The following is a 21,317-nucleotide window of genomic DNA, read 5'->3' on the forward strand; positions in this document are numbered from 1 at the left end:
TAGCGACGTTTAATTGAAAGTAGAAAGTTTTAAGAAGTTTTTTTTAAAAATTGCATTTGAGGAAAAGCTAAAAATGCTATGGCTAATAGAAAAAAAGGTGGGGTATGCTCGCTGATAAAGATCGTATCTTCACCAATATTTATGGTTTAAAAGACAAATCGTTAAAGGCTGCGATGTTGCGTGGGCATTGGAGTAGTCTGAAAGAGATTATTGATAAAGGCCGTGATTGGATCATTGATGAGGTGAAGGCGTCAGGTTTACGCGGTCGTGGTGGTGCTGGTTTTCCTACCGGAATGAAATGGTCCTTTATGCCAAAGCAGAATGATGGTCGTCCTCATTATTTGGTTGTTAATGCTGATGAATCAGAGCCTGGAACATGTAAAGACCGCGATATTTTACGCCATGATCCCCATACTTTGATTGAAGGATGTGCAATTGCTACTTTTGCAATGGGAGCAAATGTTGCTTTTATTTATATTCGTGGTGAATATATTCGTGAGCGTGAAGCGCTTCAAGCGGCTGTGGATGAATGTTATGAAGCAGGATTGCTTGGCAAAAAAACAAAATATGGTCATGCTTGTGATATTATTATTCATCATGGGGCCGGTGCTTATATTTGTGGTGAAGAGACAGCGCTTCTTGAAAGTCTTGAGGGGAAAAAAGGACAACCTCGTCTCAAACCGCCATTTCCTGCAAATATGGGAGTTTATGGCTGTCCAACAACAGTCAACAATGTCGAATCTATAGCGGTTGTTCCAACGATTTTGCGTCGTGGGGCTTCGTGGTTTTCGTCAATTGGGCGTGCAAATAATGTCGGAACGAAGTTGTTTATGGTTTCTGGACATGTGAATGCTCCTTGTACCTTTGAAGACGCTCTCGGTATTTCTTTCCGTGAATTGATTGAAAAACATACGGGAGGTATTCGTGGCGGATGGGATAATCTTTTAGCTGTTATTCCAGGAGGCGCTTCTTGTCCGGTAGTTCGTGGTGAAGATATGGTTGATGCGATCATGGATTTTGATGGCATGCGCGATGTCGGATCTTCTTTTGGTACAGGGGGGATGATTGTTATGGATAAATCGACCGATATTATCAAGGCAATTTGGCGTATAGCGGCTTTTTTTAAGCATGAAAGTTGTGGTCAATGTACACCATGTCGTGAAGGGACGGGATGGATGATGCGCCTTTTAGGACGTATGGTTGAGGGAAGAGCGCAAAAGCGTGAAATTGATCTGTTATTTGAGGTTTCTAAACAGGTTGAAGGGCATACGATTTGCGCACTTGGCGATGCTGCAGCATGGCCTGTGCAAGGGTTGATCCGCAATTTTCGCCCGGAAATCGAGCGTAGAATTGATGAATACACGCGAAATGTTGTTCAAAGAAAGAATATTGCTTTAAAAGCAGTGGGATAGAATATTTTTTAAGAGCAACCGAATGCAAATTTTAAGTGGATTGTCCGCAGGTTGGATGGGTGATGATAAATATCAAAGTTGATGGTAAAGAGATTGAAGTCCCTGATTACTACACGTTACTTCAGGCAGCGGAGGCGGCTGGTGCTGAAGTCCCGCGTTTTTGTTTTCATGAAACTTTATCAATTGCTGGAAATTGTCGTATGTGCTTGGTTGAGGTCAAGGGTGGACCTCCAAAACCTCAGGCTTCTTGTGCTATGGGGGTTCGCGATTTACGACTGGGTCCTAATGGTGAAGCACCAGAAATTTTTACCAATACCGAGATGGTAAAAAAAGCGCGTGAAGGTGTAATGGAGTTTCTTCTCATCAATCATCCTTTGGATTGTCCTGTTTGTGATCAGGGAGGGGAATGTGATCTTCAAGATCAAGCAATGCTTTATGGGCGTGATTGTTCTCGTTATACAGAAAATAAGCGTGCTGTAGAAGATAAATATATTGGACCTCTTGTCAAAACGGTTATGACACGGTGCATTCATTGCACACGGTGTGTTCGTTTTACAACGGAAGTAGCAGGTATTTCTGAGCTTGGGTTGATTGGTCGTGGTGAAGATGCTGAAATTACGACATATCTTGAAAAAGCAATGACATCTGAATTGCAGGGAAATGTTATTGATCTTTGTCCAGTAGGAGCTTTAACTTCAAAACCTTATGCCTTTCATGCGCGTCCTTGGGAATTGATTAAAACAGAATCGATTGACGTTATGGATGCGCTTGGCAGTGCGATCCGTATTGATAGCCGTGGCCGTGAAGTTATGCGAATTATGCCGCGTACGAATGAAGATGTAAATGAGGAATGGATTTCTGATAAAACCCGTTTTATTTGGGATGGATTACGAACTCAGCGGCTTGATAGACCCTATGTACGTAAAGACGGAAAGCTTCAACCTGTTAGTTGGACAGAAGCTTTTGCAAAAATTAAAATGATGCTCTCAAAAATCTCGCCAGAAAAAATTGGAGCTATTGCTGGGGATCTTGCTTCTGTTGAAGAAATGTATGCCCTTAAAGAATTATTGATCTCGTTGGGTTCAAAGTTCTTTGATTGTCGTCAACGAGGGGTTGCTTTATCGCCTGAGTTTGGGCGTTCGAGTTATATTTTTAATCCTACAATTGCAGGAATTGAACAAGCGGATGCCCTACTTATTGTGGGATCTAATCCACGCCATGAAGCTGCTGTTTTAAATGCGCGTATTTTAAAGCGCCAACGGATGGGAAATTTTCCTATCGCGCTCATTGGAGAGGAAGTCGATTTACGGTATCCTTATTCTTATCTTGGATCTGGGAGTGACGCATTAAAGACACTTATTCGGGGAGAGGATGCTTTTTTAAATGTTTTAAAAGAAGCAAAGAAGCCTCTTATTCTTATCGGAGAGGGGGCGATTTGCGGCAATGAAGGGTTATCTGTTTTAAAAAGCCTTGCTAAATTAGCGGATGATATTGGTGCTCTTAGTGAAGAATGGAATGGGTTTGGGGTTCTTCATAATGCAGCGTCGACCGTTGGAGGGTTGGACATAGGCTTTACGTCTCAGCTTGGGGTTGCAAATATTCTTAAAACCTGTGAAGTTTTATTTTTGCTTGGTGCTGATGAGGTGGAGTTGTCCAATATAAAAGCTTTTAAAATTTATATTGGTAGCCATGGTGATAATGGTGCACATGCTGCTGATGTTATTTTACCTGCGTCGGCTTACACTGAAAAATCAGGACTTTATGTGAATACAGAAGGGCGTGTTCAAATGACAAATCGAGCTGGTTTTGCTCCAGGTGAAGCAAAAGAAGATTGGGCTATTTTACGTGCCTTATCGGATGTTTTAGGACAAAGGCTCCCCTTTGATTCTCTTTCTCAATTAAGGCAGTGCTTGTTTAATGATTACCCACATCTTAATGCCATTGATGATATCATGCCTTCTGATATAAGTGATCTTAAGGCACTTGGTTTAAAAATGGTTTCCCTAGAAAGTCAAGCATTTACTTCTATGGTTAAGGATTTTTATTTGACAAATCCGATAGCACGTGCTTCTGCCGTTATGGCTGAATGTTCATCTCTTGCAAACAGCCGCGCTATGCAAGCTGTAAAGTAAGGGCAAAGGAAAAGGAATAATGATGTATGATTTCTTTATGACTTGGCTGTTGCCATTACTTATTATTGTTGGAAAAACACTTCTTCTTTTGGTTGTTCTGTTGGTTTTAGTTGCTTATCTTCTCTATGCAGATAGAAAGATTTGGGCCGCAGTACAATTGCGGCGTGGTCCTAATGTTGTTGGTCCGTGGGGATTGCTACAGTCTTTTGCAGATTTAATTAAATTTGTTGTAAAAGAACCTATTATTCCAGCAGGTGCAAATAAGGGGGTTTTTCTTTTAGCTCCTTTTGTTTCAGCAACACTTGCTTTATCAACTTGGGCTGTTATCCCTGTCAGTGAGGGCTGGGAAGTTGCGAAGATTAATGTTGGATTACTTTATATCTTAGCCATTTCATCTCTTGAAGTTTATGGTGTTATTATGGGGGGATGGGCATCAAATTCAAAATATCCTTTTTTAGGAGCTCTTCGTTCAGCAGCACAAATGGTTTCTTATGAGGTTTCTATTGGTTTTGTGCTTGTGACCGTTATTTTAGTAAGTGGTTCCTTGGATCTTACAACAATTGTTCAGAAACAAACAAATGGCCTTGGTACAACTCTAGGTCTTCCTTTTAACAGTTTTCTCGATTGGAATTGGCTTATTCTTTTTCCAATGTTTATTATATTTTTTATTTCTGCGCTTGCAGAAACAAACCGTCCTCCATTTGATTTGGTGGAAGCGGAGTCTGAGCTTGTTGCGGGTCATATGGTAGAATATTCTTCAACGCCTTACATGCTCTTCTTTCTTGGTGAATATGTTGCTATTGTTTTAATGTGCGCTTTGACAACCATTTTATTTTTAGGGGGGTGGCTTCCTCCTTTGGATGTTTGGTGGCTTAATTGGGTTCCTGGTGTTATTTGGTTTGTTTTAAAAGTTTGTTTTGTATTTTTTTGGTTTGCTATGGTCAAAGCGTTTGTTCCACGTTATCGCTATGATCAACTCATGCGGCTTGGTTGGAAGGTTTTTCTTCCTCTCTCACTGGCAATGGTTGTGATAACTGCGGCTTTTTTAAAGTTTACGAATTTCGTTTAAGAGGAGATTTTACAATGTCAGGTTTTATTCAGGCGGCAAAGTCACTCCTTTTATTGGAGTTTGTGAGTGCTTTTTTCTTAGCCATGCGTCAATTTTTTTCGCCAAAGCCTACGATTAATTATCCTTATGAAAAGGGTTTTGTTTCTCAACGTTTTCGTGGTGAGCATGCGTTGCGTCGCTATCCAAATGGTGAAGAACGGTGTATTGCTTGTAAATTATGTGAAGCAATTTGCCCTGCGCAAGCGATAACAATTGAAGCAGGTCCGCGACGTAATGATGGTACACGGAGAACCGTTCGTTATGATATTGATATGGTTAAGTGTATTTATTGTGGTTTTTGTCAAGAAGCTTGTCCGGTAGAGGCTATTGTTGAAGGGCCAAATTTTGAATTTGCAACAGAAACGCGTGAAGAACTCTATTATGATAAAGAAAAGCTTTTAATGAATGGTGATCGTTGGGAGCGAGAAATTGCTCGCAATATATTGATGGATGCACCTTATCGTTAAGTGTATCGCTCAATGAGGTGTCGGATAATTTTCCGATAAAGTGTAATCTGGTATGAAGTTTGTACCAATTGTTTGAATAATTAAGGAGAAGCCTGTGCTAACAGATCTAGCGGCGGCATTTTTCTATTTGTTTGCTTTTATTATGCTAACAAGTGCAGTAATTGTTATTACAGCACGCAATCCTGTGCATTCTGTTTTATTTTTGATCCTTGCATTTTTTAATGCAGCGGCTTTATTTTTGCTTGCAGGAGCAGAGTTTTTGGGGCTTATTCTGCTTGTTGTTTATGTTGGAGCTGTCGCTGTTTTATTTTTATTTGTCGTTATGATGCTGGATGTTGATTTTGCTGAGTTAAAGAGTGGCGCTCTCCGATATGCGCCTATAGGAGCTCTTATAGGCATTATTATCGCTGTAGAGTTGATTGTTGTTTTTGTGAGTAGCCATTTTTCTCCAATCTTGAGAATGCATATTACGCAACCAATGCCAGACTTAGGGCAGCGAACAAATACACAAGCATTAGGAGATATTCTCTATACGGATTATGTTTTCTATTTTCAAATTGCTGGAATAATTTTATTAGTTGCAATGATTGGTGCTATTGTTTTAACACTTCGTCATAAATCGGGAGTCAAACGACAATCCATTGCAGGGCAAGTTTCTAGAACGGTAGAAAGTGCCATTGAAATCAAGCAAGTTGAATCAGGTAAAGGTATTTAAGGGGGGCTATGGATATGTCTATCGATATTGTGCATTATCTCACTGTTTCTGCTTTGATGTTTACAATTGGTATTGCTGGAATTTTTCTCAATAGAAAAAATGTGATTATTATTTTGATGTCTATTGAGCTTATATTACTCTCCGTTAATATCAATTTTGTTGCATTTTCGGCATTTCTTCATGATCTCGTTGGTCAGATATTTGCTTTATTTGTCTTAACCGTCGCAGCTGCTGAAGCTGCCATTGGTTTAGCAATTCTTGTCGTTTTTTTCCGTAATCGTGGTTCCATTGCGGTTGAAGATGTTAACGTAATGAAAGGCTAACCCGTGATGTATTATACGATTGTCTTTCTTCCGCTTTTGGGTTTTTTAATTGCTGCATTAGGTGGAAAAACCATAGGAGATCGTGCAAGCGAATTGATAACATGTAGCTTTATGGTGATTGTTGCCATATTGTCGTGGATAGCATTTTTCAATCTTGCACTTGGTCATAATTCAGCGATTGATATATTAGTATTACATTGGCTCACCATTGGTGATTTAAGCTTTAATTGGGCTCTTCATATTGATACATTAACAGCTGTTATGCTTGTTGTGGTGAACAGTGTTTCAGCATTAGTGCATATTTATTCAATTGGTTATATGCACCATGACCCTTCAAGGTCTCGTTTTTTTTCTTATCTTTCTTTGTTTACATTTATGATGCTTATGTTGGTGACATCCAATAATTTGATTCAGATGTTTTTTGGCTGGGAAGGTGTGGGACTTGCTTCTTATCTTTTGATTGGTTTTTGGTTTCAGCGCGATTCTGCTAATAAGGCTGCAATGAAAGCTTTTGTAGTCAATCGTGTTGGAGACTTTGGTTTTCTCTTAGGAATATTTAGTATTTTCGTTTTATTCCAATCGGTTGATTTTGCCTCTATTTTTGCAAAAGCTGCAGACAATAGCTTTGTACAAAATATGACATTTCTCGGTTGGCAGCTTAATGGACAGGCTGCACTTACTATTACATGTCTTTTATTATTTATTGGTGCGATGGGAAAATCAGCACAATTTCTTTTACATACTTGGCTTCCTGATGCAATGGAGGGACCAACCCCTGTATCAGCACTTATTCATGCTGCCACAATGGTAACGGCGGGTGTTTTTATGGTTGCGCGTATGTCGCCAATTTTTGAACTTTCTTCGATTGCTTTGACCGTGATTATTATTGTTGGCGCAACAACAGCGTTTTTTGCAGCAACTGTGGGATTGGTGCAGAATGATATTAAGCGTGTTATTGCTTATTCTACATGTTCTCAACTCGGGTATATGTTTGTGGCATTAGGTGTTGGAGCTTATGGTGCTGCTGTCTTTCATCTTTTTACGCATGCTTTTTTTAAAGCCTTATTATTTCTTGGTGCAGGTTCTGTCATTCATGCTGTATCTGATGAACAAGATATGCGAAAAATGGGTGGCTTACGCAAGCATATAAAGATCACTTATTGGATGATGATGGTTGGAACCATTGCATTAACCGGTGTTGGAATCCCAGGAACAATTTTTGGGACGGCTGGCTTTTTTTCAAAGGATGCAATTATAGAATCTGCTTTTGTATCTCATAATATTGCTTCAGGATATGCTTTTTATCTCCTTGTTTTTGCGGCATTTTTAACAAGCTTTTATTCATGGCGGCTTATCTTTATGACATTTCATGGGAAGCCACGGGCAACGGCTGATGTTATGCATCATGTTCATGAATCACCTCCAGTTATGTTAATGCCACTGTTTATTTTATCTCTTGGGGCAATATTTGCAGGTGTTGTGTTTCAACCTCACTTTTTTGGTGACTTTTATGATGCTTTTTGGAAGGGAGCATTGTTTACAAGCAGCCACAATCATATTCTTCATGATGCCCACCACGTTTTTAATTGGGTAAAATGGTCACCCTTTATAGCAATGGTTCTTGGGTTTATGTTTGCCTATTTGTTCTATATTTCTTTTCCATTCTTGCCTAAGAAAATGGCTCGTCTTATGCCAGGATTATATCAATTTCTTTACCAAAAATGGTATTTTGATCAATTATATAACTTTTTGTTTGTTCGTCCTACCTTTAAGATTGGTTCTTTTCTTTGGAAAGTGGGAGATGGTAAAATTATTGATGGTCTAGGTCCTAATGGTATCGCAGCGCGTGTTGTTGATATCACAAATAGAGTTGTTCGGATGCAAACAGGCTATCTTTACCACTATGCATTTGCGATGCTTATAGGTGTTGCATTACTGATTACATGGATGATGATCGGGGGCGTAAACTAATGACCGATTGGCCTATTCTTTCTACGGTTACATTTTTGCCGCTTGTGGGTGTGCTTCTGATTTTGTTTATCAAAGATGATAGTGAAGCTGCACGCCATAATATACGCAATGTCGCATTTTTTACGACGATATTTGTTTTTGTTATTTCTTTAATTATTTGGATAGGATTTGATTCTAGCAACCCCAATTTTCAAATGGTTGAAAAATTCAGTTGGCTAGGGAATGGCATTAGCTATCATATGGGGGTTGATGGTATTTCTATTCTTTTTGTTGTTCTCTCGGCTTTTCTTTTACCTTTCTGTATTTTAGCAAGCTGGGAGAATGTTAAAGAGAGATTAAAAGCTTATATGATTGCTTTTCTTCTTCTTGAAGTTGCGATTATTGGGGTCTTTTGTGCTCTTGACGCAATATTATTTTATGTGTTTTTTGAAGGTAGCCTCATTCCAATGTTTATCATTATAGGGGTGTGGGGAGGTGCGCGTCGTGTTTATGCAAGTATCAAGTTTTTCTTATACACTTTACTTGGTTCAGTGCTGATGCTGGTTGCTCTTATGGCTATGTATTGGCAGGCAGGAACACTTGATATACCAACTTTACTCAATTATCAGTTTCCTGCCCATATGCAAATGTGGTTATGGCTCGCATTTTTTGCTTCTTTTGCTGTTAAAATGCCGATGTGGCCAGTTCATACTTGGCTCCCTGATGCTCACGTGGAAGCACCGACAGCAGGTTCTGTTATTTTAGCCGGTGTCTTACTCAAATTAGGTGGGTATGGTTTCCTTCGTTTTTCTTTACCTATGTTTCCTATCGCTTCAGCAGATTTTGCACCTTTTGTTTTCACATTATCGCTTATTGCAATTATTTATACTTCGTTGGTTGCACTTGTTCAAAGTGACATCAAAAAACTTATTGCATATTCCTCAATAGCGCATATGGGATATGTAACGATGGGTATTTTTGCTGCGAATGAGCAGGGAATACAAGGAGCTATTTATCAGATGCTGTCACACGGAATTGTTTCCGCAGCTTTATTTCTTTGTGTTGGGGTAATCTATGATCGTCTGCATACACGTGAAATCTCAGCGTTTGGTGGTTTGGTAAATAATATGCCCAAATATGCTGTTGTTTTCTTAATCTTTACGATGGCAAATGTAGGACTTCCTGGAACTTCAGGATTTTTGGGTGAGTTTTTAACCTTAATAGGTGTTTTTCAAGTGAATAAATTGGTTGTTACTTTAGCGACAACAGGTGTTATCTTATCAGCAGCTTATGCCCTTTATCTTTATCGGCGCGTGGTTTTTGGTTCCTTGGATAAAGAGAATTTGAAAGTACTGATAGATCTCTCCTCAAGGGAAAAATTTATTCTTTACCCGATGGTTATTCTTACAATATTCTTTGGTATCTATCCAACGCCACTTCTTAAAGCGACGGCGTTTTCCGTAGAAGCCCTCATCAATAAATTACACTAGATAAGGGAAGAATTCTCATGCAAAGTGAAATGATAACACAACTCGTATTAATTCTTCCAGAGATTTTAATTGCATTAGGGGGAATAGTGTTGCTTTTGGTTGGTGTTTATTCCAATGCACGTGCTTCTTTAACAGTAACAGGTTTAGCCATGGCTCTTCTCGTGGCAACCATTATTATTCTCATCGTTTTTCCGAAAAGTGGTGCATTTCAAACCAATGCGCTTATTATTGACTCTTTTGGTCGTTATATGAAAGTTTTAACGCTTATTGGTGCGCTTTTTGCTCTTATTATGTCTGTTGGTTTTGCGAATGCGCAAAAGTTCAATATATTTGAATTTCCAGTGCTTGTTCTTTTAGCAACCCTTGGCATGATGCTGATGATTTCAGCGGGGAATATGCTGTCACTTTATATGGGATTAGAACTACAGTCCTTAGCTTTATATGTTTTAGCAGCGATTAATCGTAATAATGTAAAATCTTCTGAAGCTGGTATAAAATATTTTGTTTTAGGAGCATTATCTTCAGGAATGCTGCTTTATGGCATTTCTTTGCTTTATGGTTTTTCCGGTCAAATTGGTTTTCACGAAATTGCTCTTGCTTTAAAAGGTGAAAATTTACAATTGGGCGTTATTTTTGGAATTGTATTTATTTTAGCTGGTTTGGCTTTCAAAATTTCTGCTGTTCCATTTCATATGTGGACACCTGATGTTTACGAAGGTGCCCCAACACCGATTACTGCATTTTTTGCTGGGGCGCCTAAAGTTGCTGCAATGGCTTTAATCATCCGTATTATTGTGATGACCTTTATTCCTCTTGGTAGTGCTGATAGCTCTATGCCTGCATGGCAACAAATTTTGGTCTTCATGGCACTTGCATCAATGATACTTGGTGCGTTTGCTGCAATTGGGCAAAGTAATATTAAGCGTTTAATGGCTTATTCGTCGATCAGCCATATGGGCTATGCACTTGTTGGTTTATCGGCTGGAGATATACTTGGGGTAAAAAGCGTTATTCTTTATATGACCATTTATCTTGGTGTTACTCTTGGCTCATTTGCTTTTATTCTTGGAATGCGATCCCAGAGTGGCAATGTTGAAAATATTTATGATCTTTCAGGATTAGCAAAGACAAATCCGTTTATGGCGATTGTCATGACAATACAGCTTTTCTCACTAGCCAGTATACCCCCTATGGCTGGTTTTTTTGGGAAGTGGTATACATTTTCTGCTGCTGTTCATGCTGGTCTGACACCACTTGCTATTGTTGGTATGATAGCCTCCGTCATTGGCGCTTTTTACTATTTACGGGTTATTAAAATTATGTGGTTTGATGATGCAAAAGCGCATTTTGTTATTTTATCAAAAGAGCTTCAGTTTTGTCTTGGTCTTTCTGCATTATTTATTTTATTTTATACCTTTTTTGGAATTTGGTTTGCTGAATTGGCAGAAAAAGCGGCCGCTGCATTATTTTAATGAATATGGTTTATATTTTATCAGATTTTGCAAAGAAACAAGGATACACTGTTGAATCGTACGAAAGTGTTGATTCAACCAATCTCATTGCGCAACGAAAAGCGCAAACTGGTCATCAAGGTTATCTTTGGATTGTTGCGCAAGAGCAATTACAAGGAAGGGCTAGAAGAGGGAGGGCATGGAATAGTCCAAAAGGGAACCTTTATTGTAGTCTATTGTTAATGGATGATATTGTTCATCAAACCGCTGCTCAACTTGGTTTTGTTGCTGGAGTCAGTGTGGCAGAGTCCATAAAACAATTTATAAAAGCTGAAAAGCAAACAGACAATGACAATATTGTAAGCTTAAAATGGCCAAACGATATTTTGCTTAGAGGTGCTAAAAGCTCTGGAATTTTGCTCGAAATTTTAAAATTGCCATCACAACAAGATGCATTGGTTATTGGTATTGGAATAAATGTGAAATATAATTATGAAGATGCACTCTATCCCACTTCAAGTTTACAGAGTATCGGTTTGCATATTGAAGCAGAGCAGTTATTTACGGTTTTGACGGAATCTTTTTCTAGAAATTACCTTCTTTGGAAACAACCAAAAGGGTGTGAAATAATCCGAAATAAATGGCTTTTATATTCTGCTCACCTCGGAAAATATGTCAAAGTAATGAATGATGAAAAAATCGTTGAGGGTATTTTTGAGGGACTTGATCATGATTTTAACGGTATCATAAAACAAAAAAATGGTCAGACAGCCATTATAACAGCGGGAGATGTTCATTTTGGTTCGGCTGCTTCTGTTCATGCAGTCGGTTATTAACGAAATTATTTTACCATCAGATTATCTGAATGATTTGGGAGATGTTAATGGTTGAAACCAATAAATGTGAATTTGTTTTTTTACCTCTGGGTGGTGTAGGTGAAATAGGAATGAATTTAGCTGCTTATGGATTTGGCTCCCAAAATCTTCGTGAATGGTTACTTGTTGATATGGGTGTTAGTTTTGCTGGCTCTGAATTACCGGGAGTCGATCTTATTCTCCCTGATATTCGTTTTCTAGAAAGTGAAAAACATAATATACGTGGTCTTGTTTTAACACATGCACATGAAGATCATTATGGAGCTGTTCTTGATTTATGGCCAAAGTTACAAGTTCCACTTTATTGTACAAATTTCACAGCAGGGTTATTGGAAAGTAAAAGGCAATCAGATTTTGAATCTCAAAAAATGTCATTCAATATTTTTCAAGCAGGGGATTGTTTTCAGGTTGGTTCCTTTACCATAGAGGCTATTGCTGTTAATCATTCGATACCAGAATCTGTATCTTTAGCCATTACAACGTCTTTGGGGACTGTAATCCATACGGGTGATTGGAAAATTGATCATACGCCTTCGCTTGGAGCTGTGACGGATGAAAAAAGATTTCGAGCGTTAGGCGATAAAGGTGTTTTAGCATTGCTTTGTGATTCCACAAACGCATGTCGGGATGGTATATCTCCATCAGAGCAGCAGGTCCAAACCAGTCTTTCTGAGATTATTTCGAAAGCTGAAGGGCGTGTTGCAATAGCAACTTTTGCTTCTAATATTGGTCGGATACGTTCTATTGCTCTTGCCGCTGAAGCTGTTGGGCGTAAGGTTCTTGTCATTGGGCGTTCCCTTAAACGAAGTATTATGGTTGCACAAGAGCTTGGTTATATGGATGGATTAGCGCCATTTATAACGGAAGATGATTATGGCTACATCCCACGAAAAGAACTTGTTTTAATTGTCACAGGGAGCCAAGGTGAGCCATGTGCAGCTTTGGCTAAACTTTCACGTGAGGGGATGAGGAATATTGCGCTTTCTACTGGAGATACTGTTATTTATTCATCGCGAAGTATTCCAGGAAATGAAAAAGCGATTCTTGAGATACAAAATCGTTTCATCGATTTGGGTATTAAAGTGATTACGAATGAAGATGCCCTTGTTCATGTTTCAGGTCATCCCCGTCGTTCAGAACTTTTACAGATGTATGATTGGATAAAACCACAGATACTTGTGCCTGTGCATGGTGAGGCAATACATCTTACTGCTCAAGCGGCTTTAGCACGTCAAGCAGGGATTAAAATTGTTAGGGATATTAGAAATGGTAATATGCTACGTCTTGCACCAACGCCTGTAGAAGTTATTGATCACGTGCCTGTTGGTCGTATTTATAAGGATGGCTGTCTTCTTGGAGATGAGTATGAGCTCGGGATTCGTGAGCGTAGAAAATTAAGTTATGCTGGTCATGTTGCGGTTTCTCTCCATATGAATAGCAAGCATGAGTTATTGGATGATATCGGTCTAAGCATATTGGGACTCCCTGAAAGTAATGGAGAGGGGGAAAAATTAAAAGATATTCTTTTAGAGGTTGTGGAAAATACAGTTTATAACATTCCACGCATGAAGCGGAAAAATAATGAAGTTATTCGAGAGGCAACACGACGTGCAGTGAGAGCGGCTGTTTATGAAATTTGGCAAAAAAAACCTCTCTGTACAGTTTTTTTACATCAGTCAAAATAAAGCATTTCCATGTTACGTTATAAAAAAAAGAAGAGCATTCTTATTTTATTGCTCAATAAAAAGTAGAGAATAAAGCACAACCAATTTTTAAACAATAAGATCGTTATATTTGCAAGTATTCAGAATGCGGCTATAGATGAATAGAGGGTATATTAAATTGTTCCAATATGATAAATCCTGAGTAGGAGTTAATTATTTCAATGCGTCTTTCTCAATATTTCCTTCCACTTTTAAAAGAGAATCCTAAAGAAGCGGAAATTGTTTCTCATCGTTTCATGTTGCGTGCTGGGATGATTCGACAACAAACATCTGGGATTTATTCTTGGCTTCCCTTGGGAAAAAAAGTGCTTGATAAAGTTTGTAAAATTATTCGTGAAGAGCAAGAACGAGCTGGTGCAATAGAAATATTGATGCCTACAATTCAATCTGCTGATCTTTGGCGTGAAAGTGGTCGTTATGATGATTACGGTCTGGAAATGCTCCGTATTAAAGATCGTCAAAAGCGTGATTTACTTTACGGCCCGACCAATGAAGAAATGGTGACAGATATTTTTCGCTCCTATGTTCGTTCTTATAAGGATCTTCCGCTTAATTTGTACCATATTCAATGGAAATTTCGTGATGAAATTCGCCCACGTTTTGGTGTGATGCGGGCACGAGAATTTTTAATGAAAGATGCTTATTCTTTTGATCTTGATTATGAAGGCTCTAAAACATCTTATAATCGTATGTTTGTGGCTTATTTACGCACTTTTTCTCGCCTTGGCTTAAAAGCAATTCCCATGCGTGCAGATACAGGTCCAATAGGGGGGGAACTCAGTCATGAATTTATCATTTTGGCAGAAACGGGAGAGAGTGCTATCTTCTGTGATAGACAATTTCTTGAACTAAGCGTTCCCCACAGTTCAATCGATTTTAGTGATAAAGCTGTTTTAGATGATACTGTTAGACAGTGGACATCTTTTTATGCAGCGACAGAAGAAATGCATAATGAAGAAGAGTGGGCTAAAATTTCTAAAGAAAATCGTCTTTCAGCGCGTGGTATTGAAGTCGGGCATATTTTCCACTTTGGGACGAAATATTCTGCTCCAATGGGAGCAAAAGTTATGGGACAAGATGGAAAAGAGCATGTGGTCTCGATGGGATCTTATGGGATTGGACCTTCACGTCTTGTTGCGGCTGCTATTGAGGCTTCTCACGATGAAAAGGGGATTATTTGGCCAAAGTCGATGGCACCGTTTGATTTTGGGATTATCAATATGAAACCCGATGATGAAAAATGTACAAAGGCATGTGAATTTCTCTATCAGGGATTAAAGGATGCTGGTTTTGATCCATTATTAGATGATAGAAATGAACGTCCTGGATCAAAATTTGCAACAATGGATTTGATTGGTTTGCCAACGCAAATAATTGTTGGTCCAAACAGCATTGCACAAAATGAAGTTGAAATTAAAGATCGAAAAACGGGTGTAAAAAAATCTCTAACGGTTGAAGATGCGCTCAGCCAACTTTCTATAATTTAATAGGAAATGTTATGAAGAGGCTGAAAAATAAATGCTTTTCATCTTATGAGTGGATGATCGCTTTTCGTTATATGATTCCCAATAAAAAGCATGCCGTCGCATCTGTTATCTCAATTATTTCTCTTATTGGGATTATGTTGGGAGTCTTTGCTCTGGTTGTTGTTATGGCGGTGATGAATGGCTTTCGCACAGAACTTCTTAACCGTATTCTTGGTATGAATGGGCATCTTATTGTTCAAACAATTGATTCTGGTTTTTCTGATTATAAGACTCTTATTTCTTCTCTAGAATCTAAAAATGGTGTGAAGTTTGCTTTGCCTGTTATTGAAGGTCAAGCGCTTGTTCAAGGTGAAGCCCAAGGTGGCTCTGGCGCGTTAGTTCGTGGTATGCGCAAACAAGATCTAGAAAAACTTAAAACGGTTTCTCAAAACATTAAATTAGGCTCGATTTCTCACTTTGATCAAGAAGAAGGTGTTGCAATTGGAAGTGGTTTAGCAGAAAAATTAGGGCTTACAGTTGGGAGGGATCTTCGTATTATTACCCCTGATGGTGATGAAACTCCTTTTGGTGTTACACCACGTGTAAAAGCTTATAAAGTCATTGCTATTTTTGAAGTTGGTATGTCTGAATATGATTCAATATTTGTTTTTATGCCTCTCCATGAAGCACAAATGTTTTTTAATTTAGGCGATAAGGTTCAGTCTTTAGAATTATTTCTAAACGATCCTGATTCTGTTGATCAAATAAAACCTGTTGTAGAAAAAACCGTTGATCAACAGGTCTATTTAATTGATTGGCGTACACGTAATCAGGCTTTTTTTTCAGCTTTACAGATTGAACGGAATGTCATGTTTTTCATTCTTTCTCTGATTGTTCTTGTTGCTGCTTTAAATATTATTTCAGGCCTTATTATGCTTGTAAAAGATAAAAGTCATGATATCGCAATTTTACGCACAATGGGTACTCAACAGAGTGCAATTTTGCGTATATTTATTATCACAGGAATGATGATTGGTTTTATTGGAACGATATTAGGCTTAATTTTGGGTGTTATCGCGACCGCGAATATTAATCATATTCAAGATTTTATCTCTTGGTTATTTAATGTCGATGTTTTTAATCCTCAACTTTATTTTTTAACAAAACTACCTGCACAAATTGAATGGAAACAAACTGTTTTGGTTGCTCTTATGGCTTTATTCTTGTCATTTCTTGCTGCTCTCATTCCGGCATGGCGTGCTGCTAAGCTAGATCCTGTACAAGCTTTGAGGTATGAATAATGACAGCGATTTTAGAGCTTGTAGAGATCGAAAGACGCTTTTATGAGAGTCATAAGCCGCTCATTGTTTTAGATAAAGCAAATTTTATTCTTAATCGTGGAGAGCTTGTTGCACTTGTTGCACCATCTGGTGCAGGAAAATCAACACTTCTTCATATTGCGGGGTTATTAGAAAAACCAACAGCTGGTGATGTGTTGTTACGGGGTGTTTCTTGTGCAAAGCGCTCTGATCGTGAGCGAACAGCTATCAGACGAAATGATATTGGTTTTGTCTATCAATTTCATCATTTACTTCCAGAGTTTACGGCTTTAGAAAATGTTATGATACCGCAAATGATAGCAGGATTAAACAAATCCATCGCAGAAGATCGTGCGCGTAAATTATTGACGTATCTGCGTATTTCTCATCGGGCGAATCATCGTCCCTCAGAGTTATCGGGAGGAGAGCAACAACGTGTTGCTATTGCACGTGCCGTAGCAAATGGCCCTTCGGTTCTTTTAGCAGATGAACCTACCGGAAATCTTGATCCTGTAACGTCAGCTTATGTCTTTCAAGCTTTATCTGTCCTTGTTCGTCAGTCTGGTCTTTCTGCTCTTATTGCAACACATAATTACGCTTTGGCAAAGCAAATGCATCGTCGAATTACACTTAAAGATCAGAAGATTATTGAACTTCCTTAAAGGCAAGGTATAAATTTTATACGAGTAATTGAATGGTTTATATTACTTTATTCAAGGAGACTTTTTATGACAGCTTTTGTCAACGACAAAAATCAATTGGATATGCGTCGTCGCCGATTGATTTTTCGCGCATGGCATCGCGGTATTCGTGAAATGGATCTCATTTTTGGACATTATGTTAATGCTCATATCACTGGAATGAATGATAAAACGCTCTCTGAACTTGAGTATATTATGTCTTTTGATGATCGCGACTTACTCACATGGATTACCGGAGAAATTTCACCACCCTCTGAAATTAATAGTCCTCTTTTTCGTGATATTGCCAATTATCGTACTTATTTAACTTATTGATTTAAATGCCTATATTTAAAAAAAATATCATCCCCCCCAATAGTCCTGCTCATATGATTTTTGATGGCATTACTGATGGATTTGAAGCCTTTGCCCTTGCTAAATTGAGTTCAGAAATTGCACAGGGTAAACCACTCATCTATGTTGTCCGAGACGGAACAAAAATTGCGCACTTAGAACAAGTTTTAAATTTTATTCAGCCCAATTTACCCGTCCTTCAATTTCCTGCATGGGATTGTTTGCCTTATGATCGCGTGTCACCAGGAATTGCTATTATGGCACGTCGACTATCAGCATTGGCACGCCTAGCCAATTTGCGTCAAAATCCACATCCTGCAATTATCCTAACAACAGCCAATGCAATTATGCAAAAGTTGCCTCCTCGTGAAATGATAGAAGCTCAGCTTATTCATGCACATGTTGGCCAGTCCCATAACATGGGGCATTTCATTCAATTCCTAGAAACTAATGGTTTTGAACGCGTTACGGTTGTCCGCGATGTTGGTGAGTTTGCTGTAAGAGGAGGGATACTTGATATCTTTTCTCCTATGGATACCCAGCCTTTACGTCTTGATTTTTTTGGAGATACCCTAGAAAGCATCCGTGTATTTGATCCAGAAAGTCAAAGAACAATACGCCAAAAAACTGAACTTTTATTACAGGCAATGAGCGAAGTTGTTTTGACAGATGAATGCATCAGCCGTTTTAAAAGCAATTATACCCGTACATTTGGTGTATCACAAAAAAATAACATGCTTTATGAAGCAATTGCTCAAGGTCGGCGTTTTGCTGGTATGGAACATTGGCTCCCATTTTTTTATGAAAGCCTTGATACTTTTTTTGATCATTGTGGCAATTTACCGCTTGTTTTTGAACATCTTATAGAAGAAGTTTTCGTTGAGCGTTATCGCCTTATTGAAGACTATTATAACGCGCGTAAAGAGCGCGAAAATGATAAAGAAAATACAACGTCTTATCATCCGATAGATCCTAGTCTTCTCTATTTAACGCCAGAGCGTGTTTTAGAGTGTGTGCAACAATCTTCACAGCGTATTGATTTTTCGCCTTTTAATATTCCACAAAGTTTGGAACAAACAGTTATTCACACACAAGTAAAACAGGGATATGATTTTGTAAAAGAGCGTAATGCGCAAGAAAAGAATGTTTTTTCAAGTGTTATTGATCACATCGCATCTTTACGTGCTTCTGGCAAAAAAGTACTTTTAGCGTGTTGGAGTGAAGGGTCTCTCAATCGTTTGGTACAAGTTCTTGATGAGCATGGATTGAAAAAAATAGACGTTGTAAAATCCTTGCAAACAGTCAAAGCAACACCACGAGATCGTATATTAGCAGCTGTTATCATGATAGAACATGGTTTTGAGGCTGAAGATCTAGCTATTATAGCAGAGCAAGATATCTTAGGTGATCGCTTTATTAGATCACCAAAGCGGCGTAAGAATAATACAAATTTTATTTCTGAGATTTCTGCTTTAAATTCTGGTGATCTTGTTGTGCATATTGATCATGGTATTGGCCAATTTGTTGGTTTAAAAACCATCATCACGACTGGAATTTTACGAGATTGCCTTGAAATTAAATATGCTGGAGGTGATTTACTCTTTTTACCTGTTGAAAATATTGAGCTTCTCTCACGTTATGGTTCAGAAGGAACAGAGGTAACTTTAGATAAATTAGGGGGTGTTGCTTGGCAAGCACGTAAAGCTCGGCTTAAAAAACATTTATTGGAAATGGCAGGGCAATTAATTCGTATAGCTGCGGAGCGTGCGACACGTGCTGCGCCTGCTTTACTTCCACCAGTTGGACCATTTGATGAGTTTGTTGCTGGTTTTCCCTATGAAGAGACAGAAGATCAAATGAACGCCATTGATGCCGTTTTAGACGATCTAGCCTCAGGAAAGCCGATGGATCGCTTGATATGTGGTGATGTTGGCTTTGGAAAAACAGAAGTAGCTATTCGAAGTGCTTTTATTGCAGCTTTAAATGGATATCAGGTGGCTGTTGTTGTACCGACAACTTTGCTTTCACGTCAACATTACAAGACATTTATTTCGCGTTTTCAAGGATTACCGGTTAAAATTGGTCATGTATCAAGGCTTGTGAGAGGGAAAGAACTCACACAAGTCAAAAAAGGGATTTCAGATGGTACGATTGATATTGCCATTGGAACCCATGCATTATTAAGTGGTGCAGTCGACTTTTTACGGTTAGGTCTTCTTATCATTGATGAAGAGCAACATTTTGGAGTAAAACACAAAGAACGTTTAAAAGAGCTTAAAAGTGATATTCATGTTCTTACACTTTCAGCAACCCCCATTCCACGAACTTTAGGATTGGCATTATCGGGGGTCCGTGAACTTTCATTAATCACCACTCCACCCATTGATAGAATGGCGGTTCGTACTTTTATTTCACCATTTGATGCACTTGTTATACGCGAAACATTGCTTCGAGAATACTACCGTGGTGGACAAAGTTTCTATGTTTGTCCTCGTATTTCTGATCTTTCCTTTGTAGAAGAATATCTCAAAACCCATGTACCAGAACTCAAATTCGTTGTGGCACATGGACAAATGCCGGCTGGACAACTTGATGATATTATGAATGCATTTTACGATGGACAATATGATGTTTTGCTATCAACAACCATTATTGAATCCGGTCTTGATATTCCAACAGCTAATACATTAATTGTGCATCGTGCTGAAATGTTTGGTCTTTCTGCGCTCTATCAATTACGAGGACGGGTAGGACGCTCAAAACAACGTGCTTATGCACTTTTTACCTTTCCATCTGGTAAAGTTTTAACATCTGCAGCTGATCGTCGTCTTAAAGTGTTACAATCTCTAGATACATTAGGGGCTGGATTTCAGTTGGCAAGTCACGATATGGATATTCGTGGTTCAGGCAATTTTTTAGGTGAAGAACAATCAGGACATATCAAAGAAGTTGGATTTGAACTCTATCAAAAAATGCTTGAAGAAGCTGTTGCTGAATTAAAAGATGGAGAGCTAAGTGAAGATAAGCAATGGTCCCCTCAAATTTCACTTGGTACAACTGTGATGATACCAGAAAGTTTTGTGCCGGACTTATCATTACGTATGGGGCTTTACCGACGCTTGACAGAACTTGAGAATTTAGACCAGATTGATGAGTTTGCAGCCGAGTTAATCGATCGTTTTGGTCCTTTACCCCTTGAAGTTCAGCACATCCTTAAAGTCTTTCATATCAAAACATTGTGTCGAAAAGCTCATGTAGAAAAATTGGATGCTGGACCAAAAGGGATTGTCATACAGTTTCGCAATAACTATTTCGCCAATAGTGTTGCTCTTGTTCAGTGGGTGGGAAAACAAGGTTCAATGGCAAAAATTCGTCCAGATCAAAGTATCGCTCTTATTCGGGATTGGGCTAGCGTTGATGAAAGACTTATTGGAGCAGCAAAGATTATGACTGAACTTGTGAAAATGGCAGAACAACATTCTGTTTAAAGCATTTTCTCTACTTTTCTGAACTATTCCTTATTTTTATAAAATTATTCTATGAATAATAACTACTTATTGATTTTTTATAAGAATAAAATTTAAGTTTATAATAAAAGAACTGTTTAACATATTAGTTTTTCCTTCTTTATTATAATACATATTGATAAAATGAAGAAAATAGCTGAAGCGGTGTAACCACAATAATAGCATTTGCATATAAATATTTTCTACAAGTTCTCTAAAAAGAAAAATTTAGGTTAAGATAACATGCTTTCTTCATTATACAGCTTTTACTACAAAAACGGTTTTATGAATAGAAGCATACCACTATTGTTTCATAAACAAGGATAGAAAATTACATACAGGAAA

General features: G+C 38.4%; 16 protein-coding genes. All 16 read left to right on the top strand.

The features are described 5' to 3' along the window. Nucleotides 1-104 precede the first annotated feature (104 nt). On the top strand, nucleotides 105-1,412 hold the full coding sequence (gene nuoF, locus FJG96_RS06055) for an NADH-quinone oxidoreductase subunit NuoF (RefSeq protein WP_139413186.1): 1,308 nt from the start codon (nucleotides 105-107) through the stop codon (nucleotides 1,410-1,412). 62 nt (nucleotides 1,413-1,474) lie between these two features. Further along, entirely contained in the window at nucleotides 1,475-3,544 is a 2,070-nt protein-coding gene (nuoG, locus tag FJG96_RS06060) for an NADH-quinone oxidoreductase subunit NuoG (RefSeq protein WP_139413187.1), read from the top strand. A 22-nt stretch (nucleotides 3,545-3,566) separates the two neighbouring features. After that, nucleotides 3,567-4,613, top strand: a complete 1,047-nt coding sequence (gene nuoH / locus FJG96_RS06065) for an NADH-quinone oxidoreductase subunit NuoH (protein ID WP_139413628.1) — start codon at nucleotides 3,567-3,569, stop codon at nucleotides 4,611-4,613. A 14-nt stretch (nucleotides 4,614-4,627) separates the two neighbouring features. Continuing rightward, nucleotides 4,628-5,119, top strand: coding sequence for an NADH-quinone oxidoreductase subunit NuoI (gene nuoI, locus FJG96_RS06070; RefSeq protein ID WP_004860049.1), 492 nt, complete (start codon nucleotides 4,628-4,630; stop codon nucleotides 5,117-5,119). A gap of 94 nt (nucleotides 5,120-5,213) precedes the next feature. Next, nucleotides 5,214-5,834 (top strand): NADH-quinone oxidoreductase subunit J, encoded by a 621-nt coding sequence (locus FJG96_RS06075; protein ID WP_139413188.1) that lies wholly within the window; start codon nucleotides 5,214-5,216, stop codon nucleotides 5,832-5,834. Nucleotides 5,835-5,848: 14 nt separating this feature from the next. Then, a complete protein-coding gene (gene nuoK / locus FJG96_RS06080; protein WP_139413189.1) occupies nucleotides 5,849-6,157 on the top strand; it encodes an NADH-quinone oxidoreductase subunit NuoK in 309 nt (102 codons plus the stop codon). Nucleotides 6,158-6,163: 6 nt separating this feature from the next. Next, the gene (gene nuoL / locus FJG96_RS06085) at nucleotides 6,164-8,128 is read left to right on the top strand and encodes an NADH-quinone oxidoreductase subunit L (RefSeq protein ID WP_139413190.1); all 1,965 of its coding nucleotides are present in this window, start codon (nucleotides 6,164-6,166) and stop codon (nucleotides 8,126-8,128) included. Then, nucleotides 8,128-9,597, top strand: a complete 1,470-nt coding sequence (locus FJG96_RS06090; protein ID WP_139413191.1) for an NADH-quinone oxidoreductase subunit M — start codon at nucleotides 8,128-8,130, stop codon at nucleotides 9,595-9,597. Before nuoL ends, FJG96_RS06090 begins: the two co-directional genes overlap by 1 nt. A 17-nt stretch (nucleotides 9,598-9,614) precedes the next feature. After that, nucleotides 9,615-11,069 (top strand): NADH-quinone oxidoreductase subunit NuoN, encoded by a 1,455-nt coding sequence (gene nuoN, locus FJG96_RS06095; protein WP_139413192.1) that lies wholly within the window; start codon nucleotides 9,615-9,617, stop codon nucleotides 11,067-11,069. Continuing rightward, a complete protein-coding gene (locus FJG96_RS06100) occupies nucleotides 11,069-11,884 on the top strand; it encodes a biotin--[acetyl-CoA-carboxylase] ligase (protein WP_180338247.1) in 816 nt (271 codons plus the stop codon). The genes nuoN and FJG96_RS06100 overlap by 1 nt, the downstream gene beginning before the upstream one ends. 47 nt (nucleotides 11,885-11,931) lie before the next feature. Further along, complete coding sequence (locus tag FJG96_RS06105; RefSeq protein WP_139413193.1) at nucleotides 11,932-13,608, top strand: ribonuclease J; 1,677 nt, start codon at nucleotides 11,932-11,934, stop codon at nucleotides 13,606-13,608. Nucleotides 13,609-13,808: 200 nt separating this feature from the next. Then, nucleotides 13,809-15,134: a proline--tRNA ligase gene (gene proS, locus FJG96_RS06110; protein ID WP_139413194.1), complete on the top strand. Its 1,326-nt coding sequence runs from the start codon at nucleotides 13,809-13,811 to the stop codon at nucleotides 15,132-15,134. An 11-nt stretch (nucleotides 15,135-15,145) separates the two neighbouring features. Next, on the top strand, nucleotides 15,146-16,414 hold the full coding sequence (locus FJG96_RS06115; RefSeq protein ID WP_139413195.1) for a lipoprotein-releasing ABC transporter permease subunit: 1,269 nt from the start codon (nucleotides 15,146-15,148) through the stop codon (nucleotides 16,412-16,414). Next, a complete protein-coding gene (locus FJG96_RS06120; protein ID WP_005773580.1) occupies nucleotides 16,414-17,094 on the top strand; it encodes an ABC transporter ATP-binding protein in 681 nt (226 codons plus the stop codon). The genes FJG96_RS06115 and FJG96_RS06120 overlap by 1 nt, the downstream gene beginning before the upstream one ends. A 66-nt stretch (nucleotides 17,095-17,160) precedes the next feature. After that, entirely contained in the window at nucleotides 17,161-17,448 is a 288-nt protein-coding gene (locus tag FJG96_RS06125; protein ID WP_005773579.1) for an FAD assembly factor SdhE, read from the top strand. 5 nt (nucleotides 17,449-17,453) lie between these two features. Then, the gene (gene mfd / locus FJG96_RS06130; RefSeq protein ID WP_139413196.1) at nucleotides 17,454-20,954 is read left to right on the top strand and encodes a transcription-repair coupling factor; all 3,501 of its coding nucleotides are present in this window, start codon (nucleotides 17,454-17,456) and stop codon (nucleotides 20,952-20,954) included. The last annotated feature ends 363 nt before the right edge of the window (nucleotides 20,955-21,317 follow it).

Origin of the sequence: Bartonella mastomydis, from assembly GCF_900185775.1 — a bacterium.
GTDB lineage: Bacteria > Pseudomonadota > Alphaproteobacteria > Rhizobiales > Rhizobiaceae > Bartonella > Bartonella elizabethae.

Bases quoted from the DNA above. Each gene is read 5' to 3' on its own strand.
- proS (WP_139413194.1), top strand. From the start codon at position 13,809: ATGCGTCTTTCTCAATATTTCCTTCCACTTTTAAAAGAGAATCCTAAA.
- FJG96_RS06105 (WP_139413193.1), top strand. From the start codon at position 11,932: ATGGTTGAAACCAATAAATGTGAATTTGTTTTTTTACCTCTGGGTGGT.
- FJG96_RS06120 (WP_005773580.1), top strand. From the start codon at position 16,414: ATGACAGCGATTTTAGAGCTTGTAGAGATCGAAAGACGCTTTTATGAG.
- mfd (WP_139413196.1), top strand. From the start codon at position 17,454: ATGCCTATATTTAAAAAAAATATCATCCCCCCCAATAGTCCTGCTCAT.
- nuoN (WP_139413192.1), top strand. From the start codon at position 9,615: ATGCAAAGTGAAATGATAACACAACTCGTATTAATTCTTCCAGAGATT.
- nuoK (WP_139413189.1), top strand. From the start codon at position 5,849: ATGTCTATCGATATTGTGCATTATCTCACTGTTTCTGCTTTGATGTTT.
- nuoF (WP_139413186.1), top strand. From the start codon at position 105: ATGCTCGCTGATAAAGATCGTATCTTCACCAATATTTATGGTTTAAAA.
- nuoL (WP_139413190.1), top strand. From the start codon at position 6,164: ATGTATTATACGATTGTCTTTCTTCCGCTTTTGGGTTTTTTAATTGCT.
- FJG96_RS06125 (WP_005773579.1), top strand. From the start codon at position 17,161: ATGACAGCTTTTGTCAACGACAAAAATCAATTGGATATGCGTCGTCGC.
- FJG96_RS06090 (WP_139413191.1), top strand. From the start codon at position 8,128: ATGACCGATTGGCCTATTCTTTCTACGGTTACATTTTTGCCGCTTGTG.
- nuoI (WP_004860049.1), top strand. From the start codon at position 4,628: ATGTCAGGTTTTATTCAGGCGGCAAAGTCACTCCTTTTATTGGAGTTT.
- nuoH (WP_139413628.1), top strand. From the start codon at position 3,567: ATGTATGATTTCTTTATGACTTGGCTGTTGCCATTACTTATTATTGTT.
- FJG96_RS06115 (WP_139413195.1), top strand. From the start codon at position 15,146: ATGAAGAGGCTGAAAAATAAATGCTTTTCATCTTATGAGTGGATGATC.
- FJG96_RS06100 (WP_180338247.1), top strand. From the start codon at position 11,069: ATGAATATGGTTTATATTTTATCAGATTTTGCAAAGAAACAAGGATAC.
- nuoG (WP_139413187.1), top strand. From the start codon at position 1,475: ATGATAAATATCAAAGTTGATGGTAAAGAGATTGAAGTCCCTGATTAC.